The sequence below is a fragment of the Ruegeria sp. CDSA246 genome (genome assembly GCF_059611225.1).
In genome coordinates this window covers 197,485-220,911 of record NZ_JBXWPD010000005.1, presented here as the reverse complement: position 1 = coordinate 220,911, position 23,427 = coordinate 197,485, and the positions used below count along the sequence as shown (strand labels likewise).

Genomic DNA, 23,427 nt, shown 5'->3' with positions numbered 1-23,427 from the left:
TGATAGCAAGAGGCGCGGGCCACCACAAGACAGGCGAGACGGAATGCAAAACGCGTTGAACGAGTTTCTGACCAGATGGGATTTGGAAGACGCACAGCCCGTCGCAAATACCGGGCATGCACAAGTGTGGAAGGTCCGAACTTTGGACAACACGCTTGCCGCCCTCAAGATCTATCGCCGCCCAAACCGTGGCAATGAAACAGCTGGTCCGCACCTGATGCACCTGTGGCGTGACCGGGGGGCTGTGCACATAATGGCCGAGGCGCCCAACGCCGTTTTGACGGAATGGCTTGAAGGGCCATCGCTTGGGGACATCGCGCGGTCTGGCCGCCCGGATGATGCGGTACGCGGTCTGGCGACGGCAGCGGACCGACTGCACCGAAGGCCGACCATCAACGCGACCGGGCTGAAACCGCTTCAGGAAGTCTTCGCGCCAGTTTTCGACTGTCAATTCTCGGACGATTGCCCGATCCGGCTACGGCACGACATGATGCAAGCGATCCGCATTGGCCGTCGGCTTCTGGACACGCAGGATATGGTTGTTCCGCTGCACGGGGACCTGCATCATGACAACGTAATCGCAACACCTGCCGGGCCTCGGGTCTTTGACGCCAAGGGGTACATCGGCGACCCGGCATTCGAGCTGGCCAATGCACTGCGCCACCCCAAAGGCATGCCAGAGTGGGTTCGCCGACCTGAACAGATTGAAACTGGCCTGGCGCTATACGCGACCGCCATGCGGGTAAAAAAAGGACTACTTGCCCAATGGGCTGCCGCAAAATGTGCTCTGTCGATCTTCTGGCGCGCAGATGGCACCGTCACACATGACCCGGAAGAAGACCTGTTGAACCTTCTCCTGCAGGCAGCGGATCAGTAAAGACCGCCGCCCTGCAGATCACCCTGGCTGGCGTTGGGGCCAACAGTGATTGTGTTGCCGGTCGACGTGGTAACCTGACGGCCCGAGCTGGCCTCTTCGAACAGAGGCAGGTCGGAGCCCATCGCAAAGCCACCGTCGTAGACACGGTCGATAAAGCCGTCGACGCCATCGCGGAAATATTCGGCCACGACATAGTCACCGGAAGCATCGGCAGGCAGGCGCGCGCCACTAAAGCGGTCGATCTTGATGAAGTGGCCGCCTTCGGGCACATCAAACGGACCACCGCCGTATTTCTCGACGGCTTTCTCCATGAAGCTCTGGAACACTGGCCCGCACAACGTACCCCCATAGGCCCCCCGCCCCATCGGACGCGGGCGGTCATAACCGATATAGCAACCAGCAACGATGTTCGAGGTGAAGCCGATGAACCACGCATCCTTGGATTCATTCGTCGTACCTGTTTTACCTGCAGTCGGCACCGGCAGATTGACGACACTGGACGCGGTCCCGCGATCCACCACACCTTTCATCATCGACGTCAACTGATAGGCGGTGATCGCATCCATGACCTGAGAGCGATTGGTCTCGATAGTGGGCGACTCGTCCGGCTCAAGCCAGGCCGAGTTACAATCCAAGCACTGACGGTCATCATGGCGATAGATCGTCTTGCCGAACCGATCCTGAATACGGTCAACCAGAGTGGGCTCCACCCGCTCACCGCCATTTGCGAACATCGCGTACGCGGCGACCATCTTGTACAGCGTGGTTTCTTCCGACCCCAGCGAGTTCGCCAGGAACGCGCCCATACGGTCATAGACACCAAACCGTTCCGCGTAGCCCGCGACAACAGGCATGGTCACCTCTTGCGCCAGGCGAATGGTCATCAGGTTCCGTGACTGTTCGATCCCCGTGCGCAGCGGCGTTGGGCCGTAGAATTTGTTCGACGAGTTCTTGGGTCGCCACAGACCTTGGGGGGTGTTCACCTCAATCGGGGCATCCACAACGATGGTTGCAGGGCTATAGCCACTGTCCAGCGCGGCGGCATAGACGAAGGGTTTGAAGCTGGAACCCGGCTGGCGCTGCGCCTGTGTGGCGCGGTTGAACACCGAATCCTGATACGAGAACCCGCCCTGCATCGCCAGAACACGGCCCGAGTTCACGTCCATCGCAACAAAGCCGCCCTGCACTTCCGGCACCTGACGGGCGGACCACTGGCCTTCCTCTCCAGCCATGACCAGAATGACGTCACCGCGCTTGAAGTTTGCCGCAAAATCACCTTGCATCCATTTGATGTCAGCACGCGGGACGATGCCGTCTGCCGGACCGTCCTCGATCCCTACGGTCAATTGCTGTTCACCCACATTCAGTACAACGGCCGGATACCACTGGGTCGGCAGCACTACGTCGCGGGGAATTTCCATGATGGCCAAGGCTTCGCGCCATTGCGCCTCATCCGCCAGTTTTTCTTCTGGGATCACCTCGCCCGTACCACGCCACTTCCCACGTGAACGGTCGTATTTCTGCAATGCGGTGCGCAAGGCCTTGGCTGCCTCAAGCTGCATTTCCTCGTCAACCGAAGCGCGAACCGCGAAACCCCCAGTAAAGAATTCGCCCTCGCCGAAATCCTCGCTCAGTTGGCGGCGGATCTCGTCGGTGAAATAGTCACGCGGCGGCAACGCCGTACGGAAGCTTTCGAAATCTCCGTTCTGGACCGATCGGAGGGGCATTTCGACTTCGACCTCATAGGTCGCCTGATCGATATACCCATTCTGGTTCATCTCGCGCAAAACGTAGTTGCGGCGCGCCAGCAGGCGGTCCTTTTGCCGAACCGGGTGATAATCCGACGGTGCCTTGGGCATGGCGGCCAAAGTTGCGGCCTCGTGCGGCTCCAGCCCCTGCAAAGTCTTGTTGAAATAGGTCTGCGCAGCAGCGGTCACGCCATAGGAGTTCTGACCCAGAAAGATCTCGTTCATGTAAAGTTCGAGGATCTGTTCCTTGTCCAGCGTATCCTCAAGCCGGGTGGCGAGGATGATTTCCTTGATTTTCCGCTCGGCGCGGCGGTCGCCGGACAGCAGGAAATTCTTCATCACCTGTTGTGTAATGGTCGATGCACCGCGAACGGTTTCGCCCTTGGACTTCACCGCCTCGACACCGGCGGCAATGATACCGCGCGGATCGTAACCTTGGTGGGTGTAGAAATTCTTGTCCTCAGCCGAGATAAACGCCTGCTTCACCAGATCTGGAATCTCTTCGGACGGCGTGAACAAACGGCGTTCCTGCGCGAACTCGTCGATCAACTGGCCTTCGCCCGAATAGATTCGGCTGATCGTGGGCGGTTTGTACTGCGCCAACGATTCATGGCTGGGCAGGTCGCGCCCATACATCCAGAAGATCGCGCCGACGACCAGCGCGGCCATGAAGATACCCAATGTCACGAGGCTGAAGATCGCCCCGAAAATCGAAAGAATGAAACGGATCACGTTACTGCCTTTTACTCGCGGTGACGCCTATATAGTGATGGCCCGGCGCAGGGTCAAAACACGATGGCCAATAATAGCCGGTTTACGTCGCAGGGTCACTGACCAATCAGGGATCTTTTGATCAGGTCATCTTGCCGCCACTTCTGCAGACCATCGACAATGCCCTGCGCCATTCCAACGCGCCATTTCGGGTTCCTGATATTCTGCAGGTCCCGAGGGCTGGAGAGAAATCCAAGCTCGACCAAAACCGAAGGAATGTCCGCTGCCTTGAGAACCGAGAAGGAGGCCGTGCGGATCGGCCTACTGTTCATCGGGCCGCCCTGCTGTGTCATGCCATCAGCCAGCGCACGGGCCAACGCATCAGTTCGAGGCTTGGTTTCCTGCCGCGCGATATCCAGCAGGATATCGGCCACTTGGTCATCCGCACCGCTCAAATCAATCCCCGAGATCAGATCACCGCGGTCATGACGTTCCGCCAGCTTGTCACTGGCCACATCTGATGCTTCGTCTGACAAAGTATATACTGCGGCACCATGCGCCCGCCCTTCAGACAGGATATCTGCATGCAGTGAGATAAACACATCGGCACCGGCTCTATGCGCCAGCGCGATGCGCCGTTCGAGCGAGACGAATTGGTCATCAACCCGCGTCATCACCACTTCGAACCCTCCGGTCCGCAACAAATGCTCGCGAAGTTCGCGCGCGAAGGTCAGCATCAGGGTCTTTTCGTCCAACCCGTCGACCTCGGCCCCCGGGTCGATGCCGCCATGACCGGGGTCAAGCATGACCCGCAACGCGCCTGCCCCGCCGCGGCGCGGCTGGGCAGGGGTTACTGCGGGTTCAGGCAGATCCCAACCTTGTTGACGGGGTGCCCCTGCACCGGCAGCGAATGAATCGAATTCGGTTCCTTGCAGAAGCAGCGACAATTGCGCCCCTCCAGCCGTTTCATCAATTTTCATCTCGGCGCGGTCGACGGCCAAAGGCGCGCCAAGCTCCAGAACCATCCGAGACCAGCCGGGAACATATGCTCCGAACTGAACACCGCTGATACGATCGGTCTGCAGAAGTGTTTCGCGATCAAGCCCGGTCCAGTCAACCTCTTGAAAATCAAGTACCATGCGGTAGGGATCTTGCAATGTGAACACGCGGTAAGGCACGCCTTGGCTGAGGCCCAGATCGACCCTCACCCCTGCGCGACCTTCGTCCACAATGCGACTGTCATCCGGCAACACGCGCGCAAGCGCGCTGAAGTCATGCGCGACTGCAGCCGTCGACAGCGCCCAAAACAGCGCAATGGCGTAAATGATCCTGCTCATGGCCTCAAGTTTTCCCGAGATCGTTTGTCTGGCACCCTATCGCATCCGGAGCCCGTTGTGAACGGCTCAGGCCTGCTCCGTAATCGCACCGCAATCCGCCATAAAGCGGTGCAGTCGCTGCAGACCCTCTTCGATGTCCACCGTCGAGCGCGCGTACGAGAACCGAAGCGTCGTATGACCGCGCAGCGGGTCGAAATCCAGCCCCGGCGTGACGGCTACCCCGGCCTTTTCCAGAATTTCAGCTCCAAAGGCGCGGCTGTCGTCGGTCAGGTCCGAAACGTCGGCGTAGACATAAAACGCCCCATCCGGCGGCGCGATATTGGTGAAACCGGCCTTGGGCAGCCCTTCCAGCATCAATTGGCGGTTGCGGCGATAGACATCCAGATTAGCCTGCAATTCATCGTTGCAATCCATTGCCGCCAGCGCAGCCACTTGGCTGGCGTGCGGCGCACAGATGAACATGTTCTGGGCAATCCGTTCAACCACCCTCACCTGATCTTCGGGAACCACCATCCAGCCAACGCGCCACCCAGTCATCGAGAAATACTTGGAAAACGAGTTGATCACATAGCAGTCATCAGTCAGCTCCAGCGCGGTGACGGCCTTGGCCTCATATTCCAGCCCATGGTAAATCTCATCGCTGATGAACGAAGCGCCCTGCCCCTGTGCGGCGTCTATTAGCGAACCCATGGCTCTGTGATCCAGCATCGTGCCCGTGGGGTTCGCAGGCGACGCAACCATCAGGCCCTGCAGGTCGAGCCCTGCGAAATCGGATGGCACGGGTTGCAGCCGGTTCTCAGGTGCAGTGGGCAGATCGACAGGGACCAGACCTAACGCTTTCAGAATCTGCCGGTAAGACGGATAGCCCGGCGCGCCGATACCCACGCGGTCACCGCTATCGAACAGGGCAGTGAAAGCCAGCAGAAACCCGCCGGACGACCCTGGTGTAACCACGACGCGGTCGGGGTTGAGATCGACGTTGTACCACTCACCGTACAGGCTTGCGATCCGTTGCCGCAGCGCGGGTAGACCCAAAGCCACGGTGTAGCCCAGCGGGCCTTGATCCATTTCTCTGGCCAAGGCCTGAACGGCCCCCTTGGGCGCGCCCGTCCCCGGCTGGCCGACCTCCATATGGATGATGTGCCGCCCGGCCTCTTCAGCGCGGCGCGCGGCCTCCATCACATCCATCACGATAAAGGGATCGACCCCGGATCGGGTTGAGTTTCTCATGCCCATCTCCCATGTTGCAGCCATGGCTTTTGAACGCTTATCCAGGCTGGCGTCAATCCCGGCCCTGTTGCTGATTGCAGTGACATGGATGGGCAGTGCGTTTCAGTCCAGCGCTCAAAGCCTGATCCGCGACCCCGATATCGAGCACGGGTTGCGCGAACTGGCCTTTCCCATTCTGCGGGCCGCTGGGCTAAACACAAACCGGGTGAAAATTCTGGTCGTCAACGACAGCACCTTCAACGCGTTTGTCATTGATTACAACGCGATATACGTAAACTACGGACTAATCCTGACCGTCGAAAGCCCTGAGATGCTGCAGGCCGTGATCGCGCATGAGGCGGCCCATATCGCCAACGGCCATCTGGCCAGACGGGTTGAAAACATGCGCGCCGCACAACGCAAAGCCCAGCTGGGTACTGCGCTGGCCCTGATTGCCGCAGCCGCAGGTGGTGGCGAGGCCGCAGCGGGAATCGCCGCCGGCACATCCGCGTCTGCCCTGCGCAGTTTCCTCGGGCACACACGCGCAGAAGAGGCATCGGCCGACCGCAGTTCTGCCAGCTACCTGCGCGCGGCGGGGATCTCACCCAGCGGGATGGTTGCCCTTCACCAAAAGTTTGCAGGTCAGGAGTTGCTGAACACCGCCAACCAAGACCCCTATATGCGATCCCACCCCACCAGCCGCGAACGGCTGCGCGCCGCTGAGGCGTTTGTGGGCGAGTTCAGCGATCATGCCTTACCCAACCCCAACGCCGATTACTGGTTTGCGCGGGTCAAGGGCAAACTATCGGCTTTCCTGCGTTCGCCGGGCTGGACCTTGCGCCGGTTAAAAGAGGAAAGCGCACAGGACATCCGCCTGATGCGCGAAGCCGCCGCCCATCATCAGAACCGCGATCTGGCCCGCGCAAGGACCGCAATCGACGGCGCGCTGGAAATCCGGCCCGATGATCCGTTCTTTTATGAATTAAAAGGGCAAATTCTACTGGAAAACAGAAAGTTGCCAGACGCAATTAAAGCTTACGGACAGGCAGTTGAAATGTCTCCGAATGATCCGTTGCTTCTGGCGGGGTACGGGCGCGCCTTGCTGGCAGATGGGCACACGACCGACGCCCTGAAGGTGCTTGAAAAGGCGCGCGCGCGGGACTATCGCAATGCACGACTGATGCAAGATCTTGGAATGGCTTATGCCAAGGTCGGAAATAACGGCATGGCCTCGGCTGTGACCGCAGAACGCTATGCCCTGCAAGGCCGCCTGGTCGATGCAGGCATTCACGCAAAACGCGCCGTCGGGCAATTGCCCGAAGGTTCACCTGGTTGGCAACGGGCACAGGATGTGTTGATTGCCTCGGAACGAGCGAAGAAAGAGAAAAGGAACCGGAAATGATCCTCAGACATGCTGCACCCGCCCTTCTGGGGCTTTCCCTGATCACCGGCCCCGCGCAGGCCCTGGACCTGAGCACCATGAGCGATGCCGAACGCGAGCAGTTCGGTGAGCAGGTGCGCGAGTACCTTCTGGAAAACCCCGAAGTGATCATCGAAGCGATCAACATCCTTGAACAGCGCAACGCCGTTGCCGAAGCCGCCGCAGATAAGGATCTGGTCGCGGCCAACGCAGACGAGTTGTTCAACGACGGCTATAGCTGGGTCGGCGGCAACCCTGATGGCGACATCACTCTGGTCGAGTTCATGGATTACCGCTGTGGCTATTGCCGCCGCGCCGTGCCCGAGGTCGCGAGCCTGTTGGCCGAAGATGGCAACATCCGCCTTGTAATCAAGGAATTCCCGATCCTGGGCGACGCCTCGGTCCTGTCTTCGCGTTTTGCGGTCGCAACCAAACATGTGGCTGGCGCTGACGCCTACAAACAGGTCCATGACGCCCTGATGGAATTCGGTGGAGAGCCTTCCGAAGTCTCCCTGCGCCGGATCTCGGATGGCCTCGGCCTGGACAGCGATGCGATCATTGCGGCCATGGACAGCGAACAGGTTACGGATGAAATCGGTCAGACCCGTGCGCTGGCGCAGCGTATGCAGATTTCAGGAACACCTTCATTTGTTCTGGGCACCGAAATGCTGCGTGGGTTCCTGCCAGCGGATCAGATGAAGCAGATTGCGGACGGTGTGCGCGCAGAACAGGGTTGATGAACAAAGAGCACCTCACGCTGAGGTGCTCTTCACCCAAGAGCCTATTGGGGTTTTCACAATGAAGCGTAGGGAAGTTCTGCTGTCCGGCGGGGCGATTGGGTTAATGAGTGTCACACAGCAACCTTTTGCCCAAGCTGGCTTGGGCTATTTTGTTCCCGCGGAAGAAACACGACACCAACGCACTTTCATGCAGTGGCCAGTAAGCCGCAATGTGTATCCAGATGCCCACTTGCGTGATCTGGTGCAGCAAACAATCGCCGATATTGCCAATGCGATATCGCCATTTGAACCGGTGACGATGCTGGCTGCCGCCGAACAGCATTCGGCAGCGCGTGAAAAACTTTCAACGGAAGTTGAATTGTGGGACGTCCCAACCGAAGACCTTTGGTGCCGGGATTCCGGACCGATCTTTTTGATCTCAGACGGCGGTGACATGGCGATCCGCAAAATCCAGTTCAATGGCTGGGGTGAGAAGCAAGCACACAAACAGGACGCTCGTGTCGCTGGTCGCGTTGCTGAACGACTGGGCCTGCCGCTCCTTCCGTCCGGCCTGAACGGTGAAGGTGGAGGTGTTGAGCAAGACGGGCACGGCCTGCTCATTGCGCATGAAAGCTCATGGGTGAATGGCAATCGCAACCCTGGCCAGTCCCGTAACGAGATCGAAGCCAAACTTTTGGCCGCCTACGGAGCAAACCGCATGATTTGGTCCGAGGGTGTTTGGGGCGAAGACATTACCGACTACCATATCGACAGTCTGGCACGCCTTACCGGACCGGGTCGTGTTCTGGTCAACCTTCCAGACGAACCTGATTTTCAGGACCCCTTCCACCTTGCGGCATTGGACACGCATGACCGATTGGTTGCGGAAGGTTTACAAGTAGAGGTTATTCCGGAACCAGTCAGAAGGCGGGTCAAAGATCCAGAGTTCGTGGCGTCCTATGCAAACTACTATGTTTGCAATGGCGCGGTCATCATGGCCCAATTCGGTGACAAAGAAACCGACACCATCGCGCGCGACGCCCTGTCCCGACATTACCCGGGGCGCGAAGTTGTGGCACTGAACGTCGATATTTTAGGCGAATTTGGTGGCGGTATTCACTGCGCAACGCAACAAATGCCCGCCGCCTGAAGTGACCCAAGGGTCAGTGACATCAACTATTCCGCCGCCTCAGCCACGGCGTCCAGTTCCGCCGCCTTCTTCTCGACCTCTTCGACGATGTGATCGATCATCTGGTCGTTCGACATCTTGTGGCTGGCCTTGCCTGCCAGATAAACCATACCGGATCCGGCCCCGCCGCCGGTGAAGCCTACATCGGTCATTAACGCCTCACCCGGCCCGTTCACCACGCAACCGATGATCGAAAGGCTCATCGGCGTTTTGATGTGTTCCAAACGCTGTTCCAGCGCCTCGACCGTTTTAATCACGTCGAAGCCCTGCCGCGCGCAGGAGGGGCACGAGATGATGTTCACGCCGCGATGGCGCAGGCCCAGGGATTTCAGAATCTCGAAGCCCACCTTTACTTCTTCGACCGGGTCAGCGGACAGGCTGACACGGATCGTGTCGCCAATACCCATCCACAGCAGATTACCCAGCCCGATGGCCGATTTGATGGTGCCAGACACCAGCCCGCCCGCCTCGGTGATGCCTAAGTGGATCGGCGCATCCGTGGCCTCGGCAATGCCCTGATAGGCCGCTGCGGACAGAAAGACGTCGCTGGCCTTCACGCTGATCTTGAATTCGTGAAAGTCGTTGTCCTGCAGGATGCGAATATGCTCCAACCCGCTTTCGACCATCGCCTCGGGACATGGTTCGCCATATTTCTCAAGCAGGTGCTTTTCCAGACTGCCCGCGTTTACCCCGATCCGGATCGAGCAATTGTGGTCGCGCGCGGCGTTGATGACTTCCTTCACACGCTTTTCATCGCCGATATTGCCTGGATTGATGCGCAGACATGCAGCCCCCGCTTCGGCAGCTTCGATGCCCCGACGGTAGTGAAAGTGGATGTCGGCCACGATGGGAACCGGGCTTTCGCGCACAATCTCTTTCAACGCCTTCGATGACGCCTCATCTGGGACGGACACGCGCACAATATCAGCGCCCGCTTCGGCGGCGGCTTGAACCTGCGCAACGGTCCCAGCAACGTCTGTTGTCAGCGTGTTGGTCATGGTCTGAACAGCAATGGGCGCGTCGCCCCCGACCGGAACATTCCCGACCATGATCTGGCGGGATTTGCGGCGATAAATGTTTCGCCACGGGCGGACATGATTAAGGGACATGAGGACGGGTCCAGAGCTGCCTGAGTTGCGTCTTTAAATAGTCCGCCTACCCGGCCACCGCAATGGCCAGATCACTCAGCAGGCGTTTCAGGTACTTCCGCCTGAAGTTCGGCCACCAATTGTTTGAGGGCGCTATTCTGTTCGGCTTCCAGATCGGCAACCTCATAGCGTTCGGCAACCGCGTCTTTGGACAGCAGAACACCTTTGGTCACTGTGCCCGGCGCGCCAACAGGCCCGAAATGCTCACCGTTCATCGAGAAATAAACGGACCCCGAAGCCCCTGCGCGCAGCTGCGGCGGTTCTTCGGTCAGAGGTATCTCGAATGTGTTGCCCTGCTCGACTGTGCCTAGCGTACCTTCGAATAGGACGCTCCCATCTGCGGCGCGAATACGCATCCAAGATGGTGCAACGGCAACAATTTTGAGCGCGGTATCAACCTGCTCGACTACCTGCGGCAATGCGAGGCGTTCAACTGTGTGCACCTCGGCCACTTCAATCCGTGGTGCCTCTGGTGGACGGAACGTACCCACGGTACGCGGGTCCAGCGTAGCAATCGGAGCGTCACGTGCCACAAGAACCGGAACATCCAGCGCCTGTGGGCGATAAAGACGATCCAGCGCCTCAGGGGTCGGTGCGGTGGCATCTGCGGCTTCGGCAACTTCTACCGGAGCGCGGGCTGCATCCAACGGGTCGAGATCGGACAGAACCACCGGGGCTTGTTCAACCGGGCTTACTTGTACCTGCTGGATTTTGTTCAAGACGGCCCAGCCGCCGTAGCCAATGCCGCCAATTACCGCCAGCAGAACCAGAGACGAGCCAATGGCACGGGGTTCGATCTGGCTGACCAGAGATTCCCTGCCTGGGATGTAAGGTGTATTCGGCGAGATGAACGGATCGCGCCCCATCGGACCCCGCGCGGGCAACCCGCCGGATGGTTTGCGCACAACCGAAGCCTCGGCTGACATACCATGGGCAACTTCGAAGCCGCTCTCGGCGCAGAAGGTGGCAAAAGTATCATCCGGGTTCATGCCCAGATAGCGCGCATAAGAACGCACATACCCGGCGATGAAGCCGGGTGTGTCAAACGCATCAGGATCAGCGTCTTCAATGGCAGCGATGTAGTTGGCCTTGATCCGCAGTTCGCGCTGAACATCCAGAAGAGACTTGCCCATCGTCGCGCGTTCGCCGCGCATCCTGTCGCCAAGCCGCACCTCATAGTCGTCAAAGCCCTTTGGCCGGACGTCCGTGTCTTGTTCGGAATCGCGCTGTGATCTGCGCCCAATCATTCCTGCTGCCCCATTCTGCCTTACGCGTGTTACACGCCAACGGCGAATCGCCTACCTAACGATTCGTGCGTCTCTTTTGTTAGCGTAAGCTTAACACGCGACAAATGCATTGCACACTTTGGCGTGAGGTTATCCTGCAAGTTCGGCGCGATTTAGCGCACAATGTGACCAAAGTTCGTCCATCGCATGGATCAGTCGGTTCATTTCACCCGGTCCGTGGACCGGTGACGGGGTAAAACGCAGGCGTTCCGTACCACGCGGCACGGTCGGGAAGTTGATGGGCTGGACGTAGATTCCATGGTCATCCAACAGCTTATCGCTAAGGATCTTGGTGTGCACCGGATTGCCAACGATCACCGGTACAATGTGGCTGCCGTGATCAATCAGCGGCAGACCCATCCCTTTCAGTCGCAGCTTGAGCACCTTGGCCTGAGTCTGGTGCTGCTCGCGCAATTCCGACGCACCCTTCAGATAGGCGACAGATGCGGCAGCACCTGCGGCAACGGCCGGCGGCAACGATGTCGTGAAGATGAAACCCGGCGCGTAAGAACGCACAGCGTCACACATTTTCTCACTGGCGGCGATATAGCCCCCCATCACGCCATAAGCCTTGGCCAATGTTCCGTTGATGATGTCGATGCGATGCGCCAAGCGATCACGTTCGGTCACGCCTCCACCACAGGGACCGTACATGCCGACCGCGTGCACCTCGTCGATATAGGTCAGCGCGCCAAATTCATCTGCCAGGTCGCAGATCTCTTCGATCGGGCCGAAATCGCCGTCCATCGAATATACCGACTCGAAAGCGATCAGTTTGGGTGTCGCAGGATCGTCGGCCTCAAGCAGCTCGCGCAGATGCGCGACGTCGTTGTGACGGAAGATTCGCTTGTCGCCGCCATTGCGGCGCACGCCTTCAATCATCGAGGCATGGTTCAGCGCGTCAGAATAAATGATCAGGCCCGGGAACAGCTTGGGCAACGTGCTGAGCGTCGCGTCATTGGCGATGTACGCGCTGGTGAACAGCAACGCCGCTTCTTTACCGTGCAAATCCGCCAACTCAGCTTCAAGTTGCTTGTGATAGACAGTGGTGCCCGAAATGTTGCGCGTTCCGCCGGAACCTGCACCGGCAGCATCAACGGCATCATGCATAGCATTCAGAACAACCGGGTTCTGGCCCATACCCAGATAGTCGTTTCCACACCACACCGTGATATTCTGCTGCGAGCCGTCCGGACGCGTCCGTACAGCATGCGGGAAATGACCGTTCTGGCGTTCGATATCAATAAAGGTCCGGTAACGACCTTCGTCATGCAGCCTGGCAATCGCTGAATCGAGCTGAGCAGTATAGTCCACCGGTTTCTCCTTCTGTGCCCGGCATTGACCTGCTGGTTGCCGAACCCGTTACTCCCCCAGATGACCATACATTCTGTCTCTGCGGTTTGCTTCCCCTTGAATGCCTTGAGTAGCGGCATTGTCGGAGTCGCGACATTGATTTGCATCAATTATCCCTGATCTTGCCACGGGACAAGTAAAGTTACGGCCATCAGACGCGAGGAAACGACGCAGGCGTTCCAAAGTCACATGTCCCGTTTCCGATAGTATACCCCAAATCCCGTCGATACGCACTGGACGGCACCGCCGGTGCTGATAGGTTCCGCACCAGTTCACGCCATTCAGGAGAGGCTCATGTCACTAGACGCTGTTCTGAGCAGGATCGACACCGATCTGTCCACGTCCATCGACCGTTTGATGGAATTTCTGCGCATCCCATCGATTTCGACCGACCCAGCCTACAAAGAGCAGGTTGATCAGGCCGCCGACTGGCTGGTCACAGACCTGCAAAGCATCGGCATTACGGCCGAAAAGCGCGAAACGCCGGGCCACCCGATGGTCGTTGGCCATGTGGGCGAGGGCAGCGACGGCCCGCATGTTTTGTTTTATGGCCACTACGACGTGCAACCTGTTGATCCACTGGAGCTTTGGAACCGTGACCCGTTCGACCCAGCGCTGGAAGATACTGACAACGGTCAGGTCATCCGCGGCCGCGGCTCGTCGGATGACAAAGGCCAGTTGATGACCTTTGTTGAGGCCTGCCGCGCATGGAAGGCGATCCACGGCACCCTACCCTGCCGCATCACGTTCTTCTTCGAAGGCGAAGAAGAATCCGGCTCACCCTCGTTGGTGCCGTTCCTCGAAGCCAACAAAGACGAATTGAAAGCCGATCTTGCGCTGGTTTGCGACACCTCGATGGTCTCGCGTGGCGTGCCCTCCATCGCCTCGCAATTGCGCGGCATGCTCAAGGATGAGTTCACTATCATCGGCCCACGCATCGATCTGCATTCCGGCCACTATGGCGGCCCGGGCTTGAATCCGCTGCGTGAGATGTCGAAGATCGTCGCCTCGTTCTACGATGACGAAACCGGTCGCGTGGCCGTTGACGGATTTTACGAAGGTGTACACGAAGTGCCCGCCGAGCAGCTGCGCCAATGGGAAAACTGCGGTTTTGATGAGGCGGAATACCTGAACTCGGTTGGCTATTCGCAACCCCATGGTGAAAAGGGCTATTCCACATTGGAACAGCAGTGGGCGCGTCCAACACTGGAAGTGAACGGTTTGTGGGGTGGCTACAATGGCGCGGGATCAAAAACCGTGATCCCGTCCGAAGCACATTGCAAGATCACCTGCCGGCTGGTCGGCGACATGGACCCCGATGCCCTGCGCGACAAGGTCCGTAAACATGTCGAAGATCGCCTGTCGCCGGACGCGAAAGTCGTCTGGGACAACGACCTTGAAGGTTCGCCTGCGTCGGTCATGAACCTCGACCGGCCGGAATTCGAAGCCGCGCGCGGCGCATTGTCGGATGAATGGGACCGGGAAGCTGTCTTTACCGGCATGGGCGGCTCGATCCCGGTGGTTGGCTATTTCAATTCGGTTCTTGGATTGGACTCGATGCTGGTTGGCTATGCCAATGACGATGACGCCATCCACTCACCGAACGAAAAATATGACGTGAAAAGTTTCCACAAGGGTATTCGCTCGTGGGCGCGCATTCTGGATGCATTGAATAAATAAAATACTTGCGAGGCTCTGCCTCGCGCTCCGGGAAATTAAAAAGCCAGATGAAGGAAGGATCCTTACTTCATCTGGCTAAAATATTCTCAGGGGAGACGCCCGGCCCGGTCGGCGGGGACAGAGCCCCCATCCTTACATGTGAATCACACGCCCGTAGGCATCCAACACGCTTTCGTGCATCATTTCCGACAGAGTCGGGTGTGGGAAGACAGTGTTCATCAGGTCCTCCTCGGTGGTCTCCAATTGCCGTCCCACTACGTAGCCCTGAATCAACTCGGTAACTTCCGCACCGATCATGTGTGCGCCCAGTAGTTCACCTGTCTTGGCGTCGAAAATCGTTTTGATCAGGCCTTCGGGCTCACCTAACGCAATGGCTTTGCCGTTGCCGATGAACGGAAACTTGCCAACCTTGATGTCATAGCCAAGCTCTTTCGCCTTGGCTTCGGTGTACCCCACCGATGCGACCTGAGGCTGACAGTAGGTGCAGCCGGCGATGCTTTCGGGTTTCACTGCATGAGCGTGTTTACCGGCAATCAATTCTGCAACCATGACACCTTCATGGCTGGCTTTGTGCGCCAGCCAGGGCGCGCCTGCGATATCACCGATGGCATAAAGGCCATCAACACCTGTGCGGCAGAATTCATCCGTGACGACATGGGTGCGGTCAATCTTAACGCCCAAGGCCTCGAGCCCAAGGTTTTCAACGTTCCCAACAATCCCCACGGCCGAGATCACGGTGTCGAAGTCGTGCATTTCGACCTTGCCCTTAACCTCAATATGCGCGGTGACCTTACCCTTGGCGCGGTCCAGTTGCTTGACCATCGCCTTTTCCATGACGGTCATGCCTTGTTTCGTAAAGGCCTTCTTAGCCAACGCGCTGATTTCTGCGTCCTCGACCGGCAGGACCCGGTCCATAACCTCGACCACGGTCGTGTCTGCGCCCAAGGTATTATAGAAGCTGGCGAATTCGATCCCAATTGCGCCGGACCCGATCACCAACAATTTTTTTGGCATCCGCGGCGGCTGGAGCGCGTGCTTGTAGGTCCAGACCAGATCGCCATCCGCTTCCAATCCGGGCAGTTCGCGCGCCCGTGCACCGGTGGCCAGAACGATGTTCTTGGCGGTCAGTTCCTCGGTGCCCTTGTCGGTTTTAACGGTGACCTTGCCTTTAGCAGGGATCGTGGCCGCACCCATGAAAACGGTCACTTTGTTCTTTTTCAACAGATGGCCAATGCCACCCGACAGCTGCGCCGCAACGCCGCGCGAACGCTTGACGACCGCATCCAGATCAAAACCAATCTTGTCTGCGCTCAGGCCAAAATCCTTGGCCCGCTCCATCAGATGGAACACTTCGGACGTTCGCAGCAGCGCCTTGGTCGGGATACAGCCCCAGTTCAGGCAGATACCGCCCAAATGCTCGCGTTCGACCACGGCGGTTTTCAGGCCCAGTTGCGCGGCACGGATAGCGGCCACATAGCCACCGGGACCGGCGCCAATTACGATCAGATCAAAAGATTGTGCTGCCATGTTTCCCTCTCGGCGCAGGTCGATTCAGAAATTAGTTTACCATTAAACTAATTTTAAGAACGCATCAACATATTGCTCCCGCGACAAAACGGACGCAGGGTAAACCGGCGCGGAATGCGCAAGTTTCAGCCTATACCGCGCGCGAACCTATGGCTAGAAGATACGCACCTGACCTGCCCGGACTTTGTGAAACCCAAGTCATTCGAAAGGCTTACCATGGCCAAAACGCTTAAAGATCTGTTGCTTGCACTGTTGAATGCGACGCTTATCCTGATTGCACTATGCCTGTTTCTGGGATGGAAGCTGGCTTCTACAGTTGACGACATTACCGTCAAGTTTGCTGAGAAGGTCCAGATCGTAGCGCCGCTGAAGGAAGACGTACAAGGGATACGCGGTGAACTGACGGCATTACGCAGCGACCTGTCATCCCTTCAGCTTAGCGGAACGGCAGCCGACAGCGCGACCGCCCGAAAACTGTCTGAGGCTTTGGAAAAGCTAAATGGTTTGGAGAATAACCTGCAAGCTGCGCAGGCGAGAATAGCCGAGTTGACCGAGGCCCCGGACCAGTTAATCAACACTGCAATTGAAAATTCGGCCGACATTGTTGCCGACCGGATCATTGCAATCCGAGGCTGCGTGCCGGCGTCCTAGCCGGCTGTCTGCAGCTCGCGCACAGTCGCGCCATATCCGCCCATGTCGACATAGGCGGCCTCGTGCTCGGTCATGGGCCGCGAGAGAGCGTCGTTGCGGTATGGGAACCGACCGAACTTGCGGATCACTTCGCGATGTGCCCTTGCGTGCAACAGATTGCCGTCGTCGCCATCGGTCATGTTTTGACACATCAGGCGCACACAGCGTTCCTGGTCACACAGGTTTTCCGAATGCATCAATGGAAGATAGAAGAACTGGCGGGCCGGTTCGTCGATCTTCATATCCCACCCTTTGTCCACCGCGCATTTCGCTGCTGACAACGCTGCACGGTCTGAGGCGAAGGCCTCAGCGCTTCCTCGGAACATGTTGCGTGGGAACTGATCCATCAGGATGATGTACGCCAATGCACCGCTGGGATAGGTCAGCCAAAGAGAGAACTTGCCTTCATTCGCAGCCTCCCATGTGGTCAGGAACCTGTCGCGGATTTCTGCATCCAATGCGTCATCCTGCAGATACCAACCCTTGGGACCAACCTCATCTAACCAAAAACTCAGTACATCTTCAGGACTTGCCATGCCCTTAACTCCGTCGTGTTTCCCCCCCAAGGGACTTAAATTCATTTAAGTGTGTTTTACAGAATTGTAACAGTAAATTATTGCAACACTTGCGACATAAATTCGTGTTCTAGGCAACATCTTGCGTTTCCTGCTCGGCTTCTGCGGCCTCGATGGCCACTTCCTGCGCCAATTCCATCACAACCGGAGACGCCGTTGGATAGAGCGGCGACATGGTGCCCGTTTCGTCGACCGGGATCGCCGCGCGCTGGGTCATACGGTAGAGCGCATAGCCGGCCATAACGACCAGCAGGATAGCGATGAAAAGGAAAAAGCCCGGAGGACCAAAGACCGCATCCCCCATGAGCCAACCGGTGATCAACGGGCCCGCGATGGCCCCCATGCCGTTGATAAACAAGAGACCCCCTGACGCTGCGGCCATGTCTTCGTGTTCCAGAAAGTCATTCGCGTGCGCGATCAGCAATGAGTAAAGCGGGTTCGACATACCGCCGATCACAAAGGCCGCGCCCAGCAGGATCGGAAACGTCACCCCGAACACCAAGCCCACAACTGCCGCGCAGCTGCCGACCCCTGCAACAAGCATGATTAGGAAACGGCGATCCATGCGGTCGGACATCCATCCCAATGGATACTGCAAGACCAGGGCACCGATATAGAATGCGGCAATAAAAGTCGAAATCTCAACCAGTGTCAGGCCCGCGCGGGCACCGTATACCGACGCCATCCCGAACTGTGCAGAGAAAACGCCACCCAGAAGAAACATGCCAACACAGCCCAATGGCGAATATCCGAACAATTCGCGCAAAGTCATCGGTTTGGTTGTGTCAAACGCAGGAGTCGGTGAGATCGACAAGAGAATAGGCGCAAAAGAGACCGAAACCAGAATGGAGGCGATTACAAAGGTATCGAACCCGGCCGGGTCGCCCAACAGAACCAATCCTTGTGCGCTGATGATGCCTGTCATCTGGAAGATCATGTAAAGAGACAGTGCCTGGCCGCGATTTTCGTTGCTGGCAGCATTGTTGAGCCAGCTTTCCGCAGTGACGTACACTCCGGAGAAACAGAACCCGATCACGACACGACCCAGAATCCAGATAACCGGGTCGGTCATCAACGGATACATGATCATCACGGCAGAAATGAACGATGCCAGCGCCGCGAAGACTCGCACATGTCCGACACGTCGGATCATTTCGGGTGCAAGGCGTGATCCACCCAGGAAACCGACGAAATAGGCCGACATCACGAATGACATCTGAAGCGTCGAAAACCCCTCAATCTCGCCCCGGACACCCAGAATTGTCCCCTGAAGACCGTTTCCGACCATCAACAGGCCCATACCAAGCAATAGCGCCCATGCGCTGGAAAGGACCTGAATCATTGGGGCCTCCGAAAAATTCCGAGCTAGACTGTGACACCGTTTTGCAATCAAAAACGGCTTTGGTCATGCTTGTCTACGACATTGAAAAGATTCGATCCCGACAACGCGTCCCTTACGGGATCAAAAGCGACGCATCCCCGTAAGAGAAGAACCGGTATTTCTGTTCAATCGCATGCGCGTACACCTGCCGCATGCGTTCCAGCCCCATCAGGGCCGAAACCAGCATCAACAAGGTGGATTTCGGCAGGTGGAAATTGGTCATCAACGCGTCGGTCACATGAAATTCGAAACCAGGATAGATGAAAATATCCGTTTCGCCTTCCCATGGTTCGATCTGCCCCGACCGGCTGGCGCTTTCGATCAGACGCAGCGCGGTGGTGCCCACCGGGATGACCCTGCCCCCTTCGGCTTTGGTCTCGCGGATTTCTTGCGCGGCGACGGCGCTGACACTGCCCCATTCGGCGTGCATCTTGTGGGTCGTCACGTCCTCGACTTTGACCGGCAGAAATGTGCCCGCGCCCACATGCAGCGTGACATGGGTGACTGCGACGCCGCGCGCGCCCAGCGCCTGCATCAACGCCTCATCAAAATGCAGCGACGCCGTTGGGGCGGCAACCGCACCGGAATTGCGGGCCCAGATTGTCTGGTAATCCGTCTTGTCCTGCTCATCCGCTGGCCGCTTGGCCGCGATGTAGGGCGGCAGAGGCATTGCCCCAGCCTGTTCCAGCGCAGCATCAAAATCGTCGCCTGACAGATTGAACCGCAGATAGGCTTGCCCGTCCTCAACCCGCTCCAGCGTGGCGCTCAGCTGATCCGAGAACTGAATGTCTTCGCCCAGCTTCACTTTCTTCAGCGGTTTGATCAGGGCCGCCCATGTGCCATCAGCCTGCGGGTCCAGCAAAGTCGCCTCGATTGCGGCAGACACCGGTCCTTGTGCACTGTTGCGATGGCGCCGTCCGTTCAGGCGCGCGGGGATGACGCGCGTGTCGTTTAGCACCAATCTGTCACCCGGCTGCAACCAGTCGGTTAGATCAAAAACATGCGCATCCGAGATCACGTCACCTTCGGCCACCAACAGGCGCGCGGATGAGCGCGGGCTGGCGGGACGTGTGGCAATCCGGTCTTCGGGCAGATGGAAGTCAAAATCGCTGAGTTTCATAGCCGCGCCATACAATTCCGCATCGGAATCAGCAACAGCCCATCCGGGTCAATTGTCCCGGGGCGGAGAACCAAAGGTCTTTTTGGGTTCATCCGGCTTTCTCGGCAGCGCATTGGGGCCATCTGATACAGTCGGGGCCGGTGCGCGCAGTAAATTTCGTAGGAACAGTGGCGCAAGGCCAGACAGCGGGTTTACGGAAACTTTTGGCTTCGTAAGCGGCCCGGTCAGGCTGTAGTTGAACCCGATGACCCCCTCGCCTTTTTTCGTAAACACACTTCCGATCGCGTTCACCAGATAGATCGGAGAAATTGCGCCACGCAGGTTTAGCATGCCCGCAACCGTGTCGATCGTGCCGTCAAAGGACAAGCCGATGGACGGGCCAACGGCGCTTCCACTGAGGACTTTGATTTCGGTCGGAGTGATCCGCATGCGGCTATCGATAGTCGAGAAAAAAATCCCCTGCCCGGTCATCTCGTCCAAAAGTCCAACAAGACTGATCGCGTCTAACAGTGCGGCCATTGCCGGTGCATCGGTAATGCGTGTGTTTAGTATTTTGAGGATCACATCATAATTCCCCGGCGCGCTGACCGGTTCCAGTTGCAGATCCAAACTGCCGCCACGCGCCTGGGTGATAACACCAGCTGACCGCAGGACGGCCCCTGCGTCCTTCGACTTTATGTTCACGGCGCTACCGCTGTCGCGCGGGCTCATCTGACCGCTGACCGCCGTGCCGCCGTTAACATTGGCCGTAAAGGTGCCGTTCACCCCGCCTGTGGTTTGAAACGCGCCCCGGAACCCGGTCAGTGCAATGTCTTCGGTCACCTGCAGGCGGTCCAACAGAACATCGATCCTTGGACCGGGGCCTGACCCTCCTCCGCCACCGCCCTCGCCGAAGGTTGCGCGACCCAGATTCATGACACCGCCCTGAACGACGATATTGGGGACAGGTCCGCCGGTGTTGATCAGTTCGGCCGGCACCGCCAGCCAGTTGCCCAGATCAAACGAACTGAACCGTATCCGGTCAAAGGCACCCCCGTCCCGGAAGAAGATCGAGGCTTTAGTGCGCAGCCCCGCGACATCAAGCGTCAGATCATCCACTTTGGGCTTTTCACCCAGCGTGGCGTCCAGTGTCATCTTTCCGGTCGCCCCCGTCCCTTTGCGCCAGCCAAGTTCAGGAATTGCCATTCCGACCCCGGCGAGGTCCGAGGTCGCAGAGAGTGTGACGGGTTCATCCGCGCCGATTCCAACGGTGATATCCGCTGTGCCTTTTCCAGTCAGCATGCCCGGCGGCAGCGGCACCTTCAGTTCGCTCATCAACAAAGGCGACAGTTCGATCTGGCCCGTCAGTTCGCTGCGTTGCGGCCCATCCCCGCCAATGGGCTGACGCCACGCGACCTGCATCGGCACTTGGCCGAATAAGCCGTAGCCGTCGATCTTCACCTCGGTCTGATTGCCGGACAGGTTCAAAAGATCAGCGCTGACGGAATAGTCAGGCACAAGTTTGTCGCTTTGCACATTGTCGATTTCACCGGTGTAGTGGAATTCTGTGTCGTGAAACTTCAGCCCCTTTTTCAGCGGCAATGACAAAGTGCCTGACAAGCTTACGTCACCAGCCGCCAGATCGACCGGCAAGTTGGCTTTAGACATCAGGCTTAGTGGTGGTCGGTCCAGCAGCGACAAGGCGGCCTCGACGCTGCCGCGCGCCTCGATCCGAGCAATCGCAGGCGTTCCGCCCTTGGCAGTTGTATCCGGGATGATGAACGAGGTTCCCGAGGCATCCACCGCGCCACCCTGATCGGCGATGACAACCCCTTTTTCAGCCGTGACGGTAAAGCGATCTTTCAGCAGGCTAAGCCGGCCCCGCCCGTCCTGGATCAGCGGCAAGGTCTTGGCAAACCTGATCTTGGCCTCATCGAACCCAAGGCCCAAATAGAGGTCCGGCTTACTGCCCGGATGCAAGCGTAGTGAAAACTCCACATCTGAAAACTGACCTTCGAACAGGTTTTCCGACACCCATTTCCGCGGGTTCGGCGCCAGTCTTTCGGGCCAGTATCGCAACAGGTTCTCAGACCCCATCTTGTCCAGTTGCGCATCAAACGCGGCATCCCAACCGTCGGGCTGGCCGATCAACCTGCCCGTTGCGTGCAATTCGTGCAGGGCATCCGTGATCGTCAACTGCCCCAGCTGCAGCTCGAACGGCGCAAGCTTGAGTTGAAAATCCACATCCGCCCGCGCCGTTTCCAGCGATTCCGGGAACAGACCACCGGGGTAGATATCGATACTGTTCAGGGTCAGCTGTGACGTCAGGCTTTCAAGAACACCGTTTTCGACCCCGTTCAAATAGGCTTTGCCTTCGGCCTGCACGGCCCCCACGTCGGACACGACCGAGGCCTCGTTGAATTCCAGAACATGACGCGCGGGGTCATAGGTGAAATAGGCGCGCGCGGATTCGAACCCGATCGGGCGCGTCTCAGGTCTGGGCTGCAGGACACCCTCGCCCAGATTCAACGTCGCAAAAAGCGGCCCCAGCGCGGCCTGCCCATCTACACTGCCCCGTAACGCGCCGGAAATCGGAGCATTGAGCACCTGCAACCACGCCAGTGCAACGCTTTGGGTGGCAATGTCTTCCGAGGGTAAATCGGTGATCGAAACCCCAAAACTCGCCTGAGGGGTACCAAGCACGCTGGTATAGTTCGCCTCGATCGTGCTGGCGTAGTCGCGCCCGGTCAGAACCGAAAACCCGGTCGCCAGCCGCATTTCATTCCCGTCCCGGATGATCGAGATATGCCCGCCGTCAAACACCCAGGCCCGCCCCAGCCGCAGATCCTGATAGTCCAGCGTCAACGATTCCAGATCGACCGCCCGCAAACCTGACAGAAACGGGGACAGGAACACATCATCCGATTCCTCGATAAGCTGTGCCAGCGTCGGGGCCTTTTGCACCGGGGCACTGCCCGACCCCACTGTCAGCGACAGCGCACCGTCCTCACCACGGGTCAAAGCAATCTGCGCACCCAGCATAGTGATCCGCCGCGGTCTGATCTTGCCGCGCAGCAATTCACGCATCGACAGGCGTGTCCGCAAATCCGAAATCTGAACGATCTGACGCCCCGCCGCATCGCTGATGGTCACATCCGTCAATCGGATACGCGGGCGCCACTTTTCGTTTACGATAAAGCTGGCGTCCCCAAAGGTGAATTTAAGACCGCCAAGGCTGCGTTCCAGACGCGCTTCTACTTTCTGTGTGACCCATTCCGGCGCGTGCAGCTGTTTTCCGATCAAAAAGAACCAGCCCGCTCCGACCAGCAGGCACATTAAAAACAAGGTTCCGATGCTCCAGAGCGCGGCGATACGACGGCGTGACCGGCGGCGGACAGGCGTCTCGGGCCGGTCGCCACTTGCGTCTTCGTGCTGAGCCAATTTTTTATCCAAGTCTTTCAACCCGCTCGCGTCGCCC

17 protein-coding genes are annotated in these 23,427 nt (G+C 58.2%); 6 read left to right on the top strand and 11 right to left on the bottom strand.

Features of this window, described 5'->3' with window-relative positions:
- The first annotated feature begins 43 nt into the window (after positions 1 to 43).
- Positions 44 to 877, top strand: a complete 834-nt coding sequence (locus AC2FI9_RS08390; RefSeq protein ID WP_496767011.1) for an aminoglycoside phosphotransferase family protein — start codon at positions 44 to 46, stop codon at positions 875 to 877.
- On the opposite strand, the gene AC2FI9_RS08385 is transcribed toward AC2FI9_RS08390, so the two are convergent.
- The 3 genes from AC2FI9_RS08385 to AC2FI9_RS08375 all read right to left on the bottom strand — a co-directional run bounded on the left by AC2FI9_RS08385 (position 871) and on the right by AC2FI9_RS08375 (position 5,903).
- A complete protein-coding gene (locus AC2FI9_RS08385; protein WP_496767010.1) occupies positions 871 to 3,357 on the bottom strand; it encodes a penicillin-binding protein 1A in 2,487 nt (828 codons plus the stop codon). The two genes, AC2FI9_RS08390 and AC2FI9_RS08385, sit on opposite strands and share 7 nt — an antisense overlap.
- A 95-nt stretch (positions 3,358 to 3,452) precedes the next feature.
- Positions 3,453 to 4,673, bottom strand: coding sequence for an N-acetylmuramoyl-L-alanine amidase (locus AC2FI9_RS08380; protein ID WP_496767009.1), 1,221 nt, complete (start codon positions 4,671 to 4,673; stop codon positions 3,453 to 3,455).
- A 66-nt stretch (positions 4,674 to 4,739) separates the two neighbouring features.
- On the bottom strand, positions 4,740 to 5,903 hold the full coding sequence (locus AC2FI9_RS08375) for a pyridoxal phosphate-dependent aminotransferase (protein ID WP_496767008.1): 1,164 nt from the start codon (positions 5,901 to 5,903) through the stop codon (positions 4,740 to 4,742).
- Between AC2FI9_RS08375 and AC2FI9_RS08370 the strand changes: the two genes are divergently transcribed.
- The 3 genes from AC2FI9_RS08370 (at position 5,902) to AC2FI9_RS08360 (ending at position 9,171) form a co-directional block, all read left to right on the top strand.
- The gene (locus AC2FI9_RS08370; RefSeq protein ID WP_496767007.1) at positions 5,902 to 7,284 is read left to right on the top strand and encodes a M48 family metalloprotease; all 1,383 of its coding nucleotides are present in this window, start codon (positions 5,902 to 5,904) and stop codon (positions 7,282 to 7,284) included. The two genes, AC2FI9_RS08375 and AC2FI9_RS08370, sit on opposite strands and share 2 nt — an antisense overlap.
- Positions 7,281 to 8,039, top strand: a complete 759-nt coding sequence (locus tag AC2FI9_RS08365; RefSeq protein ID WP_496723325.1) for a DsbA family protein — start codon at positions 7,281 to 7,283, stop codon at positions 8,037 to 8,039. The genes AC2FI9_RS08370 and AC2FI9_RS08365 overlap by 4 nt, the downstream gene beginning before the upstream one ends.
- Before the next feature lie 61 nt (positions 8,040 to 8,100).
- Positions 8,101 to 9,171 (top strand): agmatine deiminase family protein, encoded by a 1,071-nt coding sequence (locus AC2FI9_RS08360; RefSeq protein ID WP_496767006.1) that lies wholly within the window; start codon positions 8,101 to 8,103, stop codon positions 9,169 to 9,171.
- A gap of 26 nt (positions 9,172 to 9,197) precedes the next feature.
- Here the strand turns inward: AC2FI9_RS08360 and ispG are convergent, their stop codons facing one another.
- From ispG to hemA, 3 genes are all read right to left on the bottom strand, one after another.
- Complete coding sequence (gene ispG, locus AC2FI9_RS08355; protein ID WP_496767005.1) at positions 9,198 to 10,319, bottom strand: flavodoxin-dependent (E)-4-hydroxy-3-methylbut-2-enyl-diphosphate synthase; 1,122 nt, start codon at positions 10,317 to 10,319, stop codon at positions 9,198 to 9,200.
- A 71-nt stretch (positions 10,320 to 10,390) separates the two neighbouring features.
- Positions 10,391 to 11,605, bottom strand: coding sequence for a helix-turn-helix domain-containing protein (locus tag AC2FI9_RS08350; protein ID WP_496723329.1), 1,215 nt, complete (start codon positions 11,603 to 11,605; stop codon positions 10,391 to 10,393).
- A 129-nt stretch (positions 11,606 to 11,734) separates the two neighbouring features.
- Entirely contained in the window at positions 11,735 to 12,958 is a 1,224-nt protein-coding gene (gene hemA, locus AC2FI9_RS08345; RefSeq protein ID WP_496767004.1) for a 5-aminolevulinate synthase, read from the bottom strand.
- A gap of 333 nt (positions 12,959 to 13,291) precedes the next feature.
- Here hemA and AC2FI9_RS08340 point away from each other — a divergent pair, with 333 nt between their 5' ends.
- Complete coding sequence (locus AC2FI9_RS08340; protein ID WP_496767003.1) at positions 13,292 to 14,677, top strand: dipeptidase; 1,386 nt, start codon at positions 13,292 to 13,294, stop codon at positions 14,675 to 14,677.
- A gap of 132 nt (positions 14,678 to 14,809) precedes the next feature.
- Here AC2FI9_RS08340 and lpdA read toward each other — a convergent pair whose 3' ends face one another.
- Positions 14,810 to 16,204: a dihydrolipoyl dehydrogenase gene (lpdA, locus tag AC2FI9_RS08335; RefSeq protein WP_496767002.1), complete on the bottom strand. Its 1,395-nt coding sequence runs from the start codon at positions 16,202 to 16,204 to the stop codon at positions 14,810 to 14,812.
- Between the two features lie 216 nt (positions 16,205 to 16,420).
- Between lpdA and AC2FI9_RS08330 the strand changes: the two genes are divergently transcribed.
- Positions 16,421 to 16,855 carry a hypothetical protein gene (locus AC2FI9_RS08330; RefSeq protein WP_496767001.1) on the top strand — a complete coding sequence of 145 codons (435 nt, stop codon included), beginning with the start codon at positions 16,421 to 16,423 and terminating at the stop codon, positions 16,853 to 16,855.
- On the opposite strand, the gene AC2FI9_RS08325 is transcribed toward AC2FI9_RS08330, so the two are convergent.
- The 4 genes from AC2FI9_RS08325 to AC2FI9_RS08310 all read right to left on the bottom strand — a co-directional run bounded on the left by AC2FI9_RS08325 (position 16,852) and on the right by AC2FI9_RS08310 (position 23,402).
- Positions 16,852 to 17,430, bottom strand: coding sequence for a DUF924 family protein (locus AC2FI9_RS08325; RefSeq protein ID WP_496767000.1), 579 nt, complete (start codon positions 17,428 to 17,430; stop codon positions 16,852 to 16,854). The two genes, AC2FI9_RS08330 and AC2FI9_RS08325, sit on opposite strands and share 4 nt — an antisense overlap.
- A gap of 109 nt (positions 17,431 to 17,539) precedes the next feature.
- Complete coding sequence (locus tag AC2FI9_RS08320; protein ID WP_058273985.1) at positions 17,540 to 18,811, bottom strand: MFS transporter; 1,272 nt, start codon at positions 18,809 to 18,811, stop codon at positions 17,540 to 17,542.
- Positions 18,812 to 18,923: 112 nt separating this feature from the next.
- Positions 18,924 to 19,970, bottom strand: a complete 1,047-nt coding sequence (gene queA, locus AC2FI9_RS08315; protein WP_496766999.1) for a tRNA preQ1(34) S-adenosylmethionine ribosyltransferase-isomerase QueA — start codon at positions 19,968 to 19,970, stop codon at positions 18,924 to 18,926.
- 48 nt (positions 19,971 to 20,018) lie between these two features.
- Entirely contained in the window at positions 20,019 to 23,402 is a 3,384-nt protein-coding gene (locus AC2FI9_RS08310; RefSeq protein WP_496766998.1) for a YhdP family protein, read from the bottom strand.
- Between the last annotated feature and the right edge of the window lie 25 nt (positions 23,403 to 23,427).

What these genes read in the sequence shown, in the direction of transcription:
- AC2FI9_RS08390 (WP_496767011.1), top strand. Translation starts at nt 44, where the DNA reads ATGCAAAACGCGTTGAACGAGTTTCTGACCAGATGGGATTTGGAAGAC.
- AC2FI9_RS08380 (WP_496767009.1), bottom strand. Translation starts at nt 4,673, where the DNA reads ATGAGCAGGATCATTTACGCCATTGCGCTGTTTTGGGCGCTGTCGACG.
- AC2FI9_RS08370 (WP_496767007.1), top strand. Translation starts at nt 5,902, where the DNA reads ATGCCCATCTCCCATGTTGCAGCCATGGCTTTTGAACGCTTATCCAGG.
- AC2FI9_RS08375 (WP_496767008.1), bottom strand. Translation starts at nt 5,903, where the DNA reads ATGAGAAACTCAACCCGATCCGGGGTCGATCCCTTTATCGTGATGGAT.
- AC2FI9_RS08365 (WP_496723325.1), top strand. Translation starts at nt 7,281, where the DNA reads ATGATCCTCAGACATGCTGCACCCGCCCTTCTGGGGCTTTCCCTGATC.
- AC2FI9_RS08360 (WP_496767006.1), top strand. Translation starts at nt 8,101, where the DNA reads ATGAAGCGTAGGGAAGTTCTGCTGTCCGGCGGGGCGATTGGGTTAATG.
- ispG (WP_496767005.1), bottom strand. Translation starts at nt 10,319, where the DNA reads ATGTCCCTTAATCATGTCCGCCCGTGGCGAAACATTTATCGCCGCAAA.
- AC2FI9_RS08350 (WP_496723329.1), bottom strand. Translation starts at nt 11,605, where the DNA reads ATGATTGGGCGCAGATCACAGCGCGATTCCGAACAAGACACGGACGTC.
- AC2FI9_RS08340 (WP_496767003.1), top strand. Translation starts at nt 13,292, where the DNA reads ATGTCACTAGACGCTGTTCTGAGCAGGATCGACACCGATCTGTCCACG.
- lpdA (WP_496767002.1), bottom strand. Translation starts at nt 16,204, where the DNA reads ATGGCAGCACAATCTTTTGATCTGATCGTAATTGGCGCCGGTCCCGGT.
- AC2FI9_RS08330 (WP_496767001.1), top strand. Translation starts at nt 16,421, where the DNA reads ATGGCCAAAACGCTTAAAGATCTGTTGCTTGCACTGTTGAATGCGACG.
- AC2FI9_RS08325 (WP_496767000.1), bottom strand. Translation starts at nt 17,430, where the DNA reads ATGGCAAGTCCTGAAGATGTACTGAGTTTTTGGTTAGATGAGGTTGGT.
- AC2FI9_RS08320 (WP_058273985.1), bottom strand. Translation starts at nt 18,811, where the DNA reads ATGATTCAGGTCCTTTCCAGCGCATGGGCGCTATTGCTTGGTATGGGC.
- queA (WP_496766999.1), bottom strand. Translation starts at nt 19,970, where the DNA reads ATGAAACTCAGCGATTTTGACTTCCATCTGCCCGAAGACCGGATTGCC.